Source organism: Nocardia sp. NPDC050413 (genome assembly GCF_040655475.1).
Classification (GTDB): Bacteria; Actinomycetota; Actinomycetes; order Mycobacteriales; family Mycobacteriaceae; genus Nocardia; species Nocardia coubleae.
Genome location: NZ_JBFAJZ010000001.1, coordinates 138090 through 151895, shown reverse-complemented (window position 1 = coordinate 151895; position 13806 = coordinate 138090). Strand labels below are relative to the sequence as shown.

The window sequence follows — 13806 nt, the reverse complement described above, 5'->3', positions numbered from 1 at the left end:
CTGCTTGAACTTGCGCGGGACAACTCTATGTTGCCGACGGACCCGGCGCCGGGAGGTCGTGAGCAGCGCGTCATCGGGTCACGTGCTGCGGAGCCATGCCGATCCACGACCAGATGGCAACGCGCGACCGTCCGCGATCGGGGTGCGCCGGAATCGAAGACATGAGTCGTCCATTAGTTCCCGGGCGCGCTCACCTACTTCTCGGGGACCGAGGGCCACCAGACCTTGTCGCCGAGGAGTTCGAACAGGGCTGGGACGACCAGGGTTCTGACGACGAAGGTGTCGAGGAGGATGCCGATGCCGACGACGATGCCGAGTTGGGTGAGGGTGATCAGCGGAAGTACGCCCAAGACGCAGAACACCGCGGCCAGTACCGCGCCGGCGCTGGTGATCACCGCGCCGGTGGATGCGACGGCGCGGACCATGCCCTGGGTGGTGCCGTTGGCCGCTGCTTCCTCGCGCGCCCTGGTCACCAGGAAGATCGTGTAGTCCACGCCGAGGGCGACCAGGAACAGGAAACCGAACAGTGGCACGTTGGTGTCCAAGGCCGGGAAGCCGAACACGGTGCCGCTGATCCAGCTGCCCGCGCCGAGGGCGGCGAGCGCGCTCAGGACCGTGACGCCGACGAGCAGCACCGCCGCCGGGACCGCTCGCAACAGGGCAAGCAACACCAGCAGAACGACGACCAGGATCAGCGGGATGACCAGCCCCTGGTCCCGGCGCGCGGCGTCGCGGATATCGAGGGCCTCGGCATCGGAGCCGCCGACGAGCGCTGCACCGTCGGGGATCGCGCCGAGTGCCGACCGCATCGCCTCGACGGTGGTGAACGCGTCGGCCGAGCCGGGCGGCGCGTCGAGGACGACCGACCAGCGCGTCATTCCGGTGTCGGAGGTTCCGGTGCGGGTCGCCCGGGAAATCCCTGGCACCGTGTCGAGTTCGGCCTGCACCGACGGTGCGGCCGCCGTGCGGGCGATCACGACGGCGGGGTCGGCGGCCCCGGAGGGGAAGTGTTCGGCCAAGGTCTGTAGTCCGTCGACGGATTCGGCTTCGACCCGGAACTGCTCGGTGCGTGACAGGCCGATGTCGGTGGTCGCGAGACCGGCGGCGAAGACCACGAGGACGGCCGACGCGACACCCGCGACGAGGGCCGGGCGGCGCACCACGCGCTGCGCGACGTTCGCCCAGATGCCGTGCTCGGCCGGATCGCGACCGTCGGCGTGCGGCACGAACGGCCAGAAGATCGTTCGCCCGCACAGGGCCAATGCCGGGGGCAGGGCGAACAGGACGAAGATCACCGCGACGACGAGTCCGGCCGCGGCGAACGCGCCGAGGCTGCGCGTGTTCGGCAGCGCGGCCAGCAGCAGGGTCAGCAGTGCGAGCACAACGGTGACATTGCTGGCCAGGATGGCGGGCGCGGCATGGCGTACGGCGGCGCGCAAAGCGTCGCGATGGTCGTCGTGGCGATGCAGTTCGTCGCGGTACCGGGAGACGAGCAGCAGTGCGTAGTTCGTGCCCGCGCCGAAGACGAGGACGCTGGTGATGCCGGAGGTCGAGCCGTCGAAGGTGAGACCGGTGAGCTGGGCCAGTGCGGTGCCGACGCTGGTGGCGACGCGGTCGGCCAGGCCGACGACCGTCAGCGGGACGAGCCAGAGCACCGGAGAGCGGTAGGTGAGGATCAGCAGCACCATCACCACGAGCGCTGTGACGATCAGCAGCAGGGTGTTGGCACCGGAGAAGGAGTCGGCGATGTCGGCGCCGAAGGCGGGACCGCCGGTCACTTGCACGCGCAGCGGTTCGGGCAGGTCCGTGGTGAGTTCGGTGCGCAGTTCGTCGATGCGATCGGTCAGCGCGAACCCGTTGAGGTCCGCGGGCACCGGGATCTGGGCGATGGCGGCGCGGCCGTCGGGAGCCGGGACGACGCGTGGACCACCCGACGCGGAGACCTCGGCCCGGGTGAGCGCGGCATCGAGTGCGGCCAGGTCGGTCGACGTGAGCACGCCGTCATCGGTGCGGGTCGCCACCAAGATCGCGGCGGCTTCGTCCGCGCCTGGGAAGTCGTCGGCGGCAGCGGCGGCCCGAGCGGATTCCGCCGAGGACGGCAGCGACACCGGCGCCTGCCCGGCGCTCTGGTTGCTGCCGGCCGACGCGACAACAGCCACCGCGGCCACGAACACCGCGAGTAGCAGCGCCCACGATCGCCGCCCGGTCACCATCCGGGCGAATCGATCCCATCCCTGCCCGTCGCTGAGTCGCATCACGCGGTCAACTATTTCAGAAACTTAACTATCTGACAATGTCCCGATCCGGGAGCGGCTAAGCTCACCACCGGATCGAGAGGAGACATGCGTTGGGTGACCAGACCACCGAGGACGCCGATCCGGCTCGCGACCGGTCGGAGCTGGAAACCGAGATCGCCCGCGATCTGCGGGCGCTGACCGCGATCTCCGAACAGATCGGTCACGTCTTCGCGCGGTCGAACGATCTGCGCCCCAACGACTTCCGTGCCCTGATGCATGTGGCAACCGCACAGGCCGAAGGCACACCGGTGACCGCGGGCCGGCTGAGCACACTGATGGGGATTTCCGCGCCCGCGGTCACCTATCTCGTCGAGCGGATGATCGAATCCGGCCATCTCGAGCGAGTACCCGACGCCACGGACCGCCGACGAGTGCACCTCGGCTACACCGACCACGGCATGTCCGTGGCGGCCGGATTCTTCGGACCACTCAGCACCCGCACCCGGGCTGCGATGGCCGATCTACCCGCCGCCGACCTCGAGGCAGCCCACCGGGTGTTCGTCGCGATCACCGGCGCGCTGCGCGATTTCTACAGCGAGTTACCGGCGCAGATCGACCGCTGAGCCCGTCGCCGACGTCGGGATCGGCTCGCCGACCGCGCCTCCACCATCGTGAGCCGCCCACAGCATCGTTGGGCTCGATCCGCACGCCGCCGGGCCACCTGCCTGACATGGACGATGTCGATGGCAGACTCGAACGGTGGCGACGAAGCAGTGGGGTGACACCGAGAATCGTCAGTGGATTCTCCGGCACAGGCCAGGAAACACGTGGAGCGACAACGACTTCGAATTGCGGCATGCGCCCGTACCCGAACCCGGTCCGATGGAGGCGCTGGTGCGGGTGCGGTGGCTGGGGATCGACGCTACTCAGCGGGGTTGGCTCAACGAGCAAGCCGGGTACATCGAGCCGGTGCCGTTGGACACGGTGATGCGTGGCAGCGGTGCAGGTGAGGTTGTGGCCTCGAACAACCCTGACTATCCCGTCGGATCCTGGGTAGTGGGGATGGTCGGGTGGCAGGACTACGTCATCGCCGGTGGGCAGGGATTGTTCGGCTTGAACGTGGTTCCCGACGGTATCGACCCGAAGCTGATGCTGAGTGCGTTCGGAGTGAACGGGCTCACCGCCTACTTCGGGATGGTGGATGTCGGCAAACCCGAAGTAGGCGATACCGTCGTGGTTTCCGCGGCTGCCGGTTCCACCGGGTCATTGGCCGGGCAGATCGCCAAGGCCCTGGGCTGTCGGGTGATCGGGATAGCCGGGGGTCCGGCCAAATGCGCCTGGCTGACCGAGATTGCGAAGCTCGACGTCGCCATCGACTACAAGCACGACAACGTGGCCGAGCGACTGGCCGAGGCGGCGCCAGACGGTATCGATGTCTTCATCGACTGTGTCGGCGGCACCATCCTGGAGGCCGGCCTGGCCAACCTGGCGAGGAGCGCGCGGGTGGTGTTGTGTGGCGGTATCGCCTCCGGCTATACCGCGACCGCTCCGGCGACCGGGCCCCGCAACTACATGGAGCTGGCCATGCGTCGCGCGCGCATGGAGGGCTTCATTTTTCTCGACTACGTCCAGCGTTTCCCCGAGGCGTTCGAGCGGCTGACGACCTGGCATGCCGAGGGTGCGCTCGTGGTCGCCGAGAACATCGTCGATGGTCTCGAATCCGCGCCGAGCGCGCTGCGCGGCCTGTTCGGCGGCGCCAATATCGGCAAGCAACTCGTGCGCATCGATACATAGGGAGATCGCCGGAATCGGACAAACGCCCGTCCGCGACCAGGACGTCGGGAACGGGACCGCCGACCAGCCCAGTGAGTTGTCCGGCGCCGAACTCCTAGACTACTGCGAACCATTCGGTGGGAGGTGGCTATGCCGTCGGGTCCAAGGGTGAGTCGATGAGTGACGGTGCGACGCTGCGGTCCTGGTGGAAGGACCCGGTCGACTACCGCTGGCTGGTGCGCACCCTCGCCGGTCGCTCGGCGCTGCTGCCGCTGAAGGTGCTGATGGGCACCGCCGGCGCGGGAATCGCGGTCATGGGTCTGGTGATCGCGGGCACGCCCGCGGGGCCGCCCGTCCCAGCGTCCGTTGTCGGAGTTCTGGCGGGCGCGCTGTGGGCCGCGCGCTGGTGGCTGCTGCCCTGGCCCGGCAGAACGGAGTCGCTGGCCCTGATCGCCTGCGCCGATCTGCTGTTCACGATCGAATTCCTCCAGGTGCACAACCGCCTGTTCGGCGCCATGGGTGCCGTACTGCTGCTGGCGACCGGCAGTTATCTCAGCTTCTTCCACAGCGCACGGGCCGTGGCCGCGCATTCGGCCTGGTCGGTGCTGTCGGTGGTGGTGTTGTCCGTGCGGATCGCGACGGGCGGGGACGGTGTCACCCTCGCGGTCGCGGTGGGTCTGCTGCTGGCGACGGTGATCACCGCAGTGCCCGCGTTCCAGCTGCTCTACTGGCTGCTGCGCATCGAGTCGCTTTCGGACCCCCTCACCGAACTGCTCAACCGGCGAGGGCTCGAGAACCGGCTCCCCCAGCTCGTCGAGGACCATCGCGCCGTGTGCGTCATCTCCTTCGACCTGGACCGGTTCAAGAGTGTCAACGACACCTGGGGTCACCGCATCGGCGACCTCGTGCTGATGCGAACCGCCCGGCGTCTGCGCGAGGCCGCCCCGGATTCGGCGGTGGTGGCGCGGACCGGCGGCGAGGAATTCGTCGTGGCCGCCCCGATCGCGGCGGCGGGCGCCCGCGACGTCGCCGAACACCTCTGCCGGGTGGTCGCCGCGCCCTCCGATACCGCGGTGGGCGTGACGGCCAGCATCGGCGTCGCGGTCTTCGACGCGACAGTCTGCCCGCAGTGCCAACGCCCCACCCCCGACCGCTTGCTGCAATCCGCCGACGCGGCGATGTACCAGGCGAAACAGTCCGGTGGAAACCTGGTCGTCCTCGACGACCTCACCCGCCCACCCGGGCACTCCCACACGCCGGGCGGGGAATGAACTGTGAATTGCGGCTGCCGGGAGCGGCACACACCACGGTGATCAGCCGGAAATCGCTGGAATGCGGCCGATCTCGCGGCCGATCCGGGTGAGAAGTCGACTGGTCAGGTCCGGGTCGTCGGCGGTGTTCGAGTCGGTGTAGTCGCCGAGCGAGTAGACGGCCGTGAAACCGGCTCGGTGCCAGTGGTCGCGGGGCAGGGTGTTGCGTCCGGCGACCGCAACGACGGGGGTGGGGTGGGCGCGGGCGGCCAGAACGGCAGGGAGTTTTCCGTGGGCGGTCTGCTCGTCGATGCTGCCCTCGCCGGTGATCACCAGGTCGACATCGGGCAGGTGGCGGTCGAATTCGAGCAGTTCCAGAAAGAACTCGGCACCGGAGACGATGGTGCCGCCGAGCAGCAGCGCGGCGAAGCCGATCCCGCCCGCGCTGCCGGCACCGGACGCGGCCGCGACAGCCGCCGCGTCCGGATAGCCGCTGCGGACGAAGGCGCGGACCAGGTTGCGCAGTCCGTCGTCGAGGAACCGGACGTCGGACTCGGTGGCGCCCTTCTGCGGGCCGTACACGGCGGCCGCACCGTCCGGCCCGAGCAATGGGTTGGTGACATCACTCGCGACCACGATGTCCACCTCGCTCAACCGGACCGCCCGCGACGAGTCGACCGTGTGGACGCGGGCCAGACTCCGCCCACACGCGTGCAGCCGCCGTCCGCTCGCGTCGGCGAAGGTGACGCCGAGCGCCGCGAGCATCCCCATCCCACCGTCGGTGCAGGCGCTGCCGCCGAGCGCGAGCACCAGGCGTCGCGGCCGGTGCCGAAGTGCCTGCGAGATCGCTTGTCCCACACCGAGACTGCTCGCGTCCAGCGGCAGCTTCCGGCCGTTCGGCAGGGTGGCGAGACCGCAGGTGTTCGCGACCTCGACCACCGCGGTGCCGTCGCCGACGGCGATCCGCGCGTACCTCGGGGTCCCCGACGCCCCGGCCACCGTCACCGGATGCGGCGTGAAACCGGCCGCGACCGCCGCGTCGACGCTCCCGTCGCCGCCGTCGGCCATCGGCATCCGCAGGCTGTCGATCCCCGCCTCCGCCAAGCCGTCGGCGAGGCGGTCGGCCACCTCGGCCGCGGTGAGGCTTCCTTTGAATTTGTCCGGGGCGAGGAGAACCCTCACGCGGTCGACGTCCTCTCTGCGATCCGGATCTCAGTCCGCCTGCGCCACCGCGCCGAGCAGTTCCCGGACCCGGTTGGCGACGGTGATGAATTCCGGCGTCTCCATCGTCGTGGCGTACTCGCGGTGCGCGGGCAGGTCGACGTCGAGCAATTCGATGATCTTGCCCGGCCGTGGACTCATCACCACGACCCGATTGGCGAGATAGACGGCCTCGGCCACCGAATGCGTGACCAGCAGGACGGTGGTGCCCGTCTCCCGCCAGATCCGGTGCAGTTCGACGTTCATCCGTTCCCGGGTGAGCGCGTCGAGCGCGCCGAACGGCTCGTCCATCAGCAGCACTTCCGGTCGATGCAACAGGGCTCGGCACAGCGAAACCCGTTGCTGCATACCACCGGAGAGTTCGTGCGGCAGGGCGTTCTCGAAGCCGCCGAGTCCGGTCATCTCGATGAGCAGATCGCATTCGGCGGCCGCTGCGCGCTTGTCCATGCCGCGCATCTCCGCCTGCAGCAGGATGTTCTTGCGCACGGTTCGCCATTCCAGCAGCGCGGCACGCTGGAATACGTAGCCGATATTGCGCTGCGGCCCCCGCACGGAGGCGCCGCCGAGTTCGACGCTGCCCCCGCTCGGGTCGGTGAGGCCCGCGACGACTTTCAGCAGCGTCGACTTGCCGCAACCGGACGGGCCGACGATCGACACGAACTCGCCGCGACCGACGTGGAGGTCGACATCGTGCAGTGCGGTGACCTCACCGCGGTTGGACGAAAACCTTACGGTCAGCCCGTCTACGGCGACCGCGGTGCCGGTTCGGGTGTCGGTGGGTGTGCTCATTTCGTCACCTGTTCCGTCACGGCCGGCTGGTCGGGGTGAATTTGGAGTCCCAGTACTTGGCCGGGTCCTCGGCCTTCTCCAGGAGCTTCGCGTTGCTGAGCACCTCGACGGTGGCGCGCCAGTTCGCCTCGGCGTTGGTTCCGGGCGCCTTGCCGACGGTTTCCGGGGTGGTGAGCAGCGGAATCGTCTGCTGCCACTGCTGCAGCAGCACCGGCTGCGGCGGCAGTTGCGGGTCCTTGCCTTCCATCGCGGCGACCGCGGCCTCGGGCTTCGCCGCCGCGGCGGCGAAGGCCTCGCTGGTCGCGTCGACCATGGCCTGCACCAGTTTGGGCGAGGAGTCGATCGTGGCCTGGTTCGCGATCAGGCCGTTGCTGAAGAAGTTGAGTCCCTGCTCCGAATACCGCAGGTAGCGCACCTCTTTGCCGCTCTTGTTCGCGATGGTCGGACCTTGGTCGTGCGCGAAGCCGATCAGCCCGTCGACGCGGCCAGAGAGCATCGCCGACATCTTGCCCGCGGAGTCGAGACTCTGCTGGGTGACCTGATCGGCGGGTACACCCGCCTTGTCCAGATAGACCGGGAAGGTGGTGGTCGGTGCGTCGCCCGCGGACACGGCGATGGTCTTGCCCACCAGATCGGCCGGAGTGCGGATATTCGAATCGGCGAACACCTGCACCGCCGACGGCGTGGTCTGCAGGAAGACGCCGACGCTCTTGACCTTGACGCCCTTGTCGATATTGCTGAGGACGGCGGGCGTATCGGCCCAGCCGAAGTCGGTCTGCTTGGAACCGGTGGCCTGCGTGGTCTTGGTCGACCCCTGGCCGGCCGAGATCTTCAGATCGATGCCGTGCTTGGCGAAAATGCCTTCCTGCACTCCGTAATAGAACGGGGCGTGCTCGCCGTAGGGGTACCAGTTGAGCATCAGCGACACCGGGGTGGTCTTCCCGTCGGTGCCGGGCTCCTTGGCCTCGGTGCCGCCGCCTCCGCAGCCGGTCAAGACCAGCACCGATGCCACCGCGGCGGCCCCGATGGACGTGAGTGTGCGTGTTCGGAATTTCATGCGAGTTCTCCAGCTGTGGCGCGAATACGGTGGTTCGGCATGCTCAGGCCGCCCCGACGACCGAGGCCGTGGATCGACGGGAGGCGTGCCAGGGAATGAGGAACTGTTCGGCGATCTCGATGATCGCGAACAGGATGATGCCGAGCAGCGACATGATGATCAGGGCCGCGAACAGCATTGCGGTGTCGATATTTCCGTTGGCCTGCAGAATCACATAACCCAGACCTTCGTTGGCGCCCACGAATTCACCGACGACGGCACCGGTGACCGCGAGGGTGGCGGCGATCTTGAGCCCGGACATCAATTGCGGAAGCGACGCCGGAAAACGCACTTTCACAAATGTTTTCCAATTGCTCGCGCCCATGGTGGAGGTGAGTTCGAGGATCTCCGGATCGACCGAGCGCAAGCCCGCCATACCGGAGATGACGATCGGGAAGAACGCCATCAGCACAGCGACGAGAATCTTGGGGCTGGTGCCGAAGCCCAGCCAGACGATGAACAGCGGGGCGATGGCGATTTTCGGGATGACCTGTGCGAAAAGGATGAGCGGGTACATCGTTCGCTCGACGCCACGCGAATAGATCATCACCAGGGCGACGGCTTCGCCGATCAACGCGGCGATGATGAAGCCGACCACCGTTTCGTAGGTGGTGACCCAGGTGTTCTCGAGCAGGTACGCCGAGTTGTCGACGGTGGTGCGCCAGGTATCGGCGGGCGACGGCAGGATGTAGGGCTCGACGAGCTCGAATTTCGTGACGGCCCACCAGGCGACGACGAGCACCGCCACCAGGGCGAGTGGCCGCCAGACGGTCGACCAGAGACCGGCCGGGGATGGAAGCTTTCGGCGCCGGGGGCGAACGGGTTGCGCCGCTTTCGGTGCGGGGGAACCGGCCTCGACGGACGTGACTACCGCCATCTGGAGTCCTAAAGCTAGTAGTGGAGCGGGATTCGAACTGCACCCGCCGGGAATGCGCTTTCCGAAGCTGGATCCGAGGCTAGTGTGACCCGACCCACAGTGTCAAGGGTTTCGAATCGGGCCAGGTCAGGGTCGGTGCAAAACGCTGCTGTCGCGCAGGATCACCCGGCCGGGCACGAATTCGTGTGCGCGCGAGGACGTTGCGGTGTCGTCGAGCGCGAGCGCGACGGCCCGTTCGCCGATGTCCACCAGCGACAGCGCCACCGTCGAGAGCCCTGGCACGTGATCGCGCAGCGTGGGAATGTCGTCGAACCCGGCGACGCAGACATCGTCGGGCACCACCAAGCCGAGCTCGCGCCAGGCCGCGATCGCCCCGATCGCCATCACGTCGCTCACGGCGAAGACGCAGGGCGGGACCGCCTGCCCGTGGCGCAGATCCAAGGCCGCGGCGAGGCGGCGCGCCGCGCTGAAACCACCGTCGCGGGAGAAGTCTCCCGCGATCTCCACCAGCGGTGTCACACCGTGCGACGCGAGCGCCTCGACGAAGCCGTTGCGCCGGTCGACGGCGGTCCTGATGTGACCGGGCCCGCCGATCACCGCGAAGTCGCGATGCCCCTGACCGAGCAGCGCGTGCGCCAATTCCGCTGATGCCACATAGTTTTCGGGCTCGACGGCGGCACCGAAGGACAGCGGTTGCCCGACGACGACCACCTTGCCGTTGTTGTCCAGATACCGCGCGCACTCCTTCTCGAGATCGCGGTCGAGATCGCCGCTCTGGCGCGAACCCGCGAGGATGATCGCGTCGGCGCGGTGCGAGATGAACGTGCTCACCGATTCGCGCTCGATGTCGAAATCGCGTTGTGTGCTGGCCAGCAGGACGAGCTTGCCCGCCCGGCGCGCCGCCGTCTGCACCCCCTGCACGATCGAGGAGAAGTAGGGGTCGGCGATGTCGTGCACGACGAGTCCGATCAGCCCGGTCGAGGACCGCGCCAGGGCCTGGGCCTGGGCATTCGGCACATAACCGAGCTCCGCGGCGGCGGCGCGGACCCGGTCGGCCACGCCTTCGCCGGGCACCCGCGACGACCCGTTGAGCACACGCGAGGCGGTCGCCTGGGAGACGCCCGCCCGGATCGCGACGTCTTGCAATCTCACAGCCGCCATGACTTCGTGCCTCGTTCCCTCGGTTCGGGGTGGGGTTGACCGGACTCGGTGACTTAGCATAGCTTGGAAAGCGCATTCCGAGCTGACTTGTCCACCGCCGTGTGCGGAGTTTCGCCGCACCGTCCGCGACCCATTCTGCGGGTCGTCAGCCACGCAAATCAGAAGAGGCACAGAACAATGCCCGATTCCACTCCCCCGCGCACGCTCCGCATCGCCATGAACGGCGTCACCGGTCGCATGGGTTACCGCCAGCACTTGATGCGCTCGATCCTGCCGATCCGCGACGCGGGCGGCCTCCTGCTCCCGGACGGCAGCCGCGTCCAGGTGGAGCCCGTCCTGGTGGGCCGCAATGCCGCCAAGCTGGCCGAACTCGCGGCACAGCACGGTATCGCCGAATGGAGCACCGATGCCGCCGCCGTCATCGCCGACCCGTCCGTCGACATCTACTTCGACGCACAGGTCACCTCCCGGCGCGCCGAGGCGCTCGCGGCGGCGATGAAGGCGGGCAAGCACGTCTTCACCGAGAAGCCGACCGCCGAAACATTCACCGAGGCGGTAGAACTCGCCAGGGTCGCCGCGAACGCGGGCGTCACCGCGGGTGTCGTGCACGACAAGCTCTATCTGCCCGGCCTGGTCAAATTGCGCAGGCTGGTCGACGAGGGCTTCTTCGGACGGATCCTGTCGCTGCGAGGCGAATTCGGCTACTGGGTCTTCGAAGGTGACGGCCAGCCCGCCCAGCGTCCCAGCTGGAACTACCGCGCCGAGGACGGCGGCGGCATCGTCGTCGACATGTTCTGCCACTGGAACTACGTGCTCGAGGGGTTGCTCGGCAAGGTCGAGGCGGTCACCGCGAAGGCGACGACCCATATTCCCACCCGGTGGGACGAACAAGGCAAGCCGTACGACGCCACCGCCGACGATGCTGCCTACGGCATCTTCGAGATGGCGAACGGCGTTGTCGCGCAGATCAATTCGTCGTGGGCGGTGCGCGTGTATCGCGACGAGCTCGTCGAGTTCCAGATCGACGGTACGCACGGTTCGGCGGTGGCCGGATTGCGCAAATGCGTCGCGCAGCACCGCTCGCATACGCCCAAACCCGTGTGGAACCCGGACCTTCCGGTTACCGAACCGTTCCGCGAGCAATGGCTCGAGGTGCCGGCGAACGCCGATCTGGACAACGGCTTCAAGTTGCAGTGGGAGGAGTTCCTCGCCGACGTGGTGAACGAGCGGCCGCACCGCTACGGGCTGCTCTCCGCCGCGCGCGGGGTCCAGCTCGCCGAACTCGGCCTGCGTAGCTCCGCCGAAGGCCGCCGCATCGAGATTCCGGAGGTCACGCTGTGACCGCGGCCCCGACCGATGTGTCGGTGCTGCTGCCCGCCGGAGACCGGCTCGAACGGTACGTCCTCGGCGCTCCGGGCGCGTGGACGCGGCCGACCGGGCCGATCACCTCGCGGGTGGCTTTCGCTGCGGCGCACGTGATTCCGCGTGCCACGGCCGACAACACGCCGGGCGCGCCCGTGACGATCGACTGGGACGCGACGCTGGCCTACCGGCACGAGCTGTGGTCCTACGGGCTCGGTGTCGCCGATGCCATGGACACCGCGCAGCGCGGGATGGGTCTCGACTGGCGGACCACTGCCGAGTTGATCCGGCGTTCCGGCGGCGAGGCGGCCGCCACCGGGGGCAGGCTCGCCTGCGGTGCGGGCACCGATCAGCTCGACCTCGACGGCCTGCCCACCGGATCGGCCGGGCTCACCAGGATCGTCGACGCCTACCGTGCGCAGATCGATGTGGTGACCGAGGCGGGCGCGCAGGTGATCGTGATGGCTTCGCGGGCTCTCGTGCGGGTCGCGGAGTCGGCGGCCGACTATGTGGACGTCTACGAGCGGTTGCTGGCAGGTGTGGACCGGCCGGTGATCCTGCACTGGCTCGGCACCATGTTCGACCCCGCGCTGCACGGCTATTGGGGTAGCGACGATATCGCCACTGCCACAGAGACTTTCCGGACGCTCATCGAGAACAACCGGTCGAAGATCGACGGCGTCAAGGTCTCGCTGCTGGATGCCGGACACGAGATCGCGCTGCGGCGCGCCTTGCCGCCGGGGGTTCGGCTCTACACCGGCGACGATTTCAACTACCCCGAGCTCATCGTCGGTGACACGCAAGGACATTCGGACGCGCTGCTCGGGATCTTCGCGGCGATCTATCCGGCCGCGTCGACCGCGCTGCAAGAACTCGACAACGGCAACGTGGCGCGGGCATACGAAATACTCAGCAGCACGCAGGAACTCGGGCGACACATCTTCGCGGCACCGACGTACTACTACAAGACCGGGATCGCGTTCCTGTCGTGGCTGAACGGTCGTCAGTCCGGTTTCTCCATGGTCGGCGGGTTGGCCACGGGCCGATCCGTCCCGCACCTGGCCGAGCTGTTCCGGCTCGCCGACCGGGCCGGGCTGCTGGCGGACCCCGAACTGGCCGCGCACCGCATGCGGCTGTACCTCGAACTGAACGGACTCGGATCATGACATCGGTTGTCGCGCAACAGGTCCCGTACGACTCGGCCGCTCCGTACCGGTCGCTGTCGCTGAACACCGCGACGACCAAGCGGTGGACCCTGGCCGAGGCTGTGGACGGTGCGGCAAGGGCCGGACTCGGCGCGATCGGGCTGTGGCGGGATCGGGTCGACGAGGTCGGGGCCACCACCGCGGCGAAGATCGTGGCCGATGCGGGTCTGCGCGTCTCCAGCCTGTGCCGCGGCGGCTTCCTGACCGGGCGGGAGGACGGACCGGCCGCGCTCGACGACAACCGCCGCGCGATCGACGACGCGGCGACACTCGGCACGCGGGAACTGGTGATGGTGATGGGCGGGATCCCCGATCGGGATCTCGCCGGCGCCCGGGCACGGGTCGAGGAGCGGCTCGCGCTCCTGGTTCCCCATGCCGCCGAACGCGGCGTACGTCTGGCGCTGGAACCGCTGCACCCGATGTTCTGTGCCGACCGAGCCGTGATTTCCACACTGGCACAGGCACTCTCGATGGCCGAGTCGCATCCGGCGGAGACCGTGGGCGTTGTGGTCGATACCTTCCATCTCTGGTGGGACCCGACCCTGGCCGAACAGATCGCGCAGGCCGGTGCAGCCGGGCGGATCAGCTCGTATCAGGTGTGTGACTGGCTGAATCCGATGACCGCCGATCCGCTGCTGTCCCGGGGCATGATGGGCGACGGCGTCATCGACTTCGCGACCATCGGCCGCTGGGTCCGCGACGCCGGATACCGCGGCGACGTGGAAGTCGAGATCTTCAACGCCACGGTGTGGTCCAGCGACGGCCACGAGGTGATCGAGACGATGAAGCGGCGGTACCGGGAGCTGGTACTGCCGTCCCTCGTCGGCTGAGGTCA

The 13806-nt window shown here is 68.2% G+C and carries 12 protein-coding genes; 6 read left to right on the top strand and 6 right to left on the bottom strand.

Annotated features, from left to right (window positions below):
- Positions 1 to 194: 194 nt before the first annotated feature.
- Positions 195 to 2255 (bottom strand): MMPL family transporter, encoded by a 2061-nt coding sequence (locus AB0I19_RS00755; protein ID WP_357145036.1) that lies wholly within the window; start codon positions 2253 to 2255, stop codon positions 195 to 197.
- 92 nt (positions 2256 to 2347) lie between these two features.
- Between AB0I19_RS00755 and AB0I19_RS00750 the strand changes: the two genes are divergently transcribed.
- The 3 genes from AB0I19_RS00750 (at position 2348) to AB0I19_RS00740 (ending at position 5281) form a co-directional block, all read left to right on the top strand.
- Positions 2348 to 2860 carry a MarR family winged helix-turn-helix transcriptional regulator gene (locus tag AB0I19_RS00750; RefSeq protein WP_357143032.1) on the top strand — a complete coding sequence of 171 codons (513 nt, stop codon included), beginning with the start codon at positions 2348 to 2350 and terminating at the stop codon, positions 2858 to 2860.
- Positions 2861 to 2996: 136 nt separating this feature from the next.
- The gene (locus tag AB0I19_RS00745) at positions 2997 to 4031 is read left to right on the top strand and encodes an NADP-dependent oxidoreductase (RefSeq protein WP_357143030.1); all 1035 of its coding nucleotides are present in this window, start codon (positions 2997 to 2999) and stop codon (positions 4029 to 4031) included.
- Positions 4032 to 4186: 155 nt separating this feature from the next.
- On the top strand, positions 4187 to 5281 hold the full coding sequence (locus AB0I19_RS00740) for a GGDEF domain-containing protein (RefSeq protein ID WP_357143028.1): 1095 nt from the start codon (positions 4187 to 4189) through the stop codon (positions 5279 to 5281).
- Positions 5282 to 5323: 42 nt separating this feature from the next.
- Here the strand turns inward: AB0I19_RS00740 and AB0I19_RS00735 are convergent, their stop codons facing one another.
- From AB0I19_RS00735 to AB0I19_RS00715, 5 genes are all read right to left on the bottom strand, one after another.
- Positions 5324 to 6442 (bottom strand): glycerate kinase, encoded by a 1119-nt coding sequence (locus AB0I19_RS00735; protein ID WP_357143027.1) that lies wholly within the window; start codon positions 6440 to 6442, stop codon positions 5324 to 5326.
- Between the two features lie 30 nt (positions 6443 to 6472).
- Positions 6473 to 7270, bottom strand: a complete 798-nt coding sequence (locus AB0I19_RS00730; protein ID WP_357143025.1) for an ABC transporter ATP-binding protein — start codon at positions 7268 to 7270, stop codon at positions 6473 to 6475.
- A gap of 16 nt (positions 7271 to 7286) precedes the next feature.
- Positions 7287 to 8327 carry an ABC transporter substrate-binding protein gene (locus AB0I19_RS00725; protein ID WP_067494337.1) on the bottom strand — a complete coding sequence of 347 codons (1041 nt, stop codon included), beginning with the start codon at positions 8325 to 8327 and terminating at the stop codon, positions 7287 to 7289.
- Between the two features lie 43 nt (positions 8328 to 8370).
- Positions 8371 to 9243 carry an ABC transporter permease gene (locus tag AB0I19_RS00720; protein WP_067494334.1) on the bottom strand — a complete coding sequence of 291 codons (873 nt, stop codon included), beginning with the start codon at positions 9241 to 9243 and terminating at the stop codon, positions 8371 to 8373.
- Positions 9244 to 9369: 126 nt separating this feature from the next.
- Positions 9370 to 10404 (bottom strand): LacI family DNA-binding transcriptional regulator, encoded by a 1035-nt coding sequence (locus AB0I19_RS00715; protein ID WP_357143023.1) that lies wholly within the window; start codon positions 10402 to 10404, stop codon positions 9370 to 9372.
- A gap of 177 nt (positions 10405 to 10581) precedes the next feature.
- Here AB0I19_RS00715 and AB0I19_RS00710 point away from each other — a divergent pair, with 177 nt between their 5' ends.
- The 3 genes from AB0I19_RS00710 to AB0I19_RS00700 are packed head-to-tail and all read left to right on the top strand — an operon-like array spanning position 10582 to position 13801.
- Positions 10582 to 11745: a Gfo/Idh/MocA family oxidoreductase gene (locus tag AB0I19_RS00710; RefSeq protein ID WP_357143021.1), complete on the top strand. Its 1164-nt coding sequence runs from the start codon at positions 10582 to 10584 to the stop codon at positions 11743 to 11745.
- On the top strand, positions 11742 to 12932 hold the full coding sequence (locus AB0I19_RS00705) for a dihydrodipicolinate synthase family protein (RefSeq protein WP_357143019.1): 1191 nt from the start codon (positions 11742 to 11744) through the stop codon (positions 12930 to 12932). Before AB0I19_RS00710 ends, AB0I19_RS00705 begins: the two co-directional genes overlap by 4 nt.
- The gene (locus AB0I19_RS00700; protein WP_357143017.1) at positions 12929 to 13801 is read left to right on the top strand and encodes a sugar phosphate isomerase/epimerase family protein; all 873 of its coding nucleotides are present in this window, start codon (positions 12929 to 12931) and stop codon (positions 13799 to 13801) included. The genes AB0I19_RS00705 and AB0I19_RS00700 overlap by 4 nt, the downstream gene beginning before the upstream one ends.
- Positions 13802 to 13806: the final 5 nt, after the last annotated feature.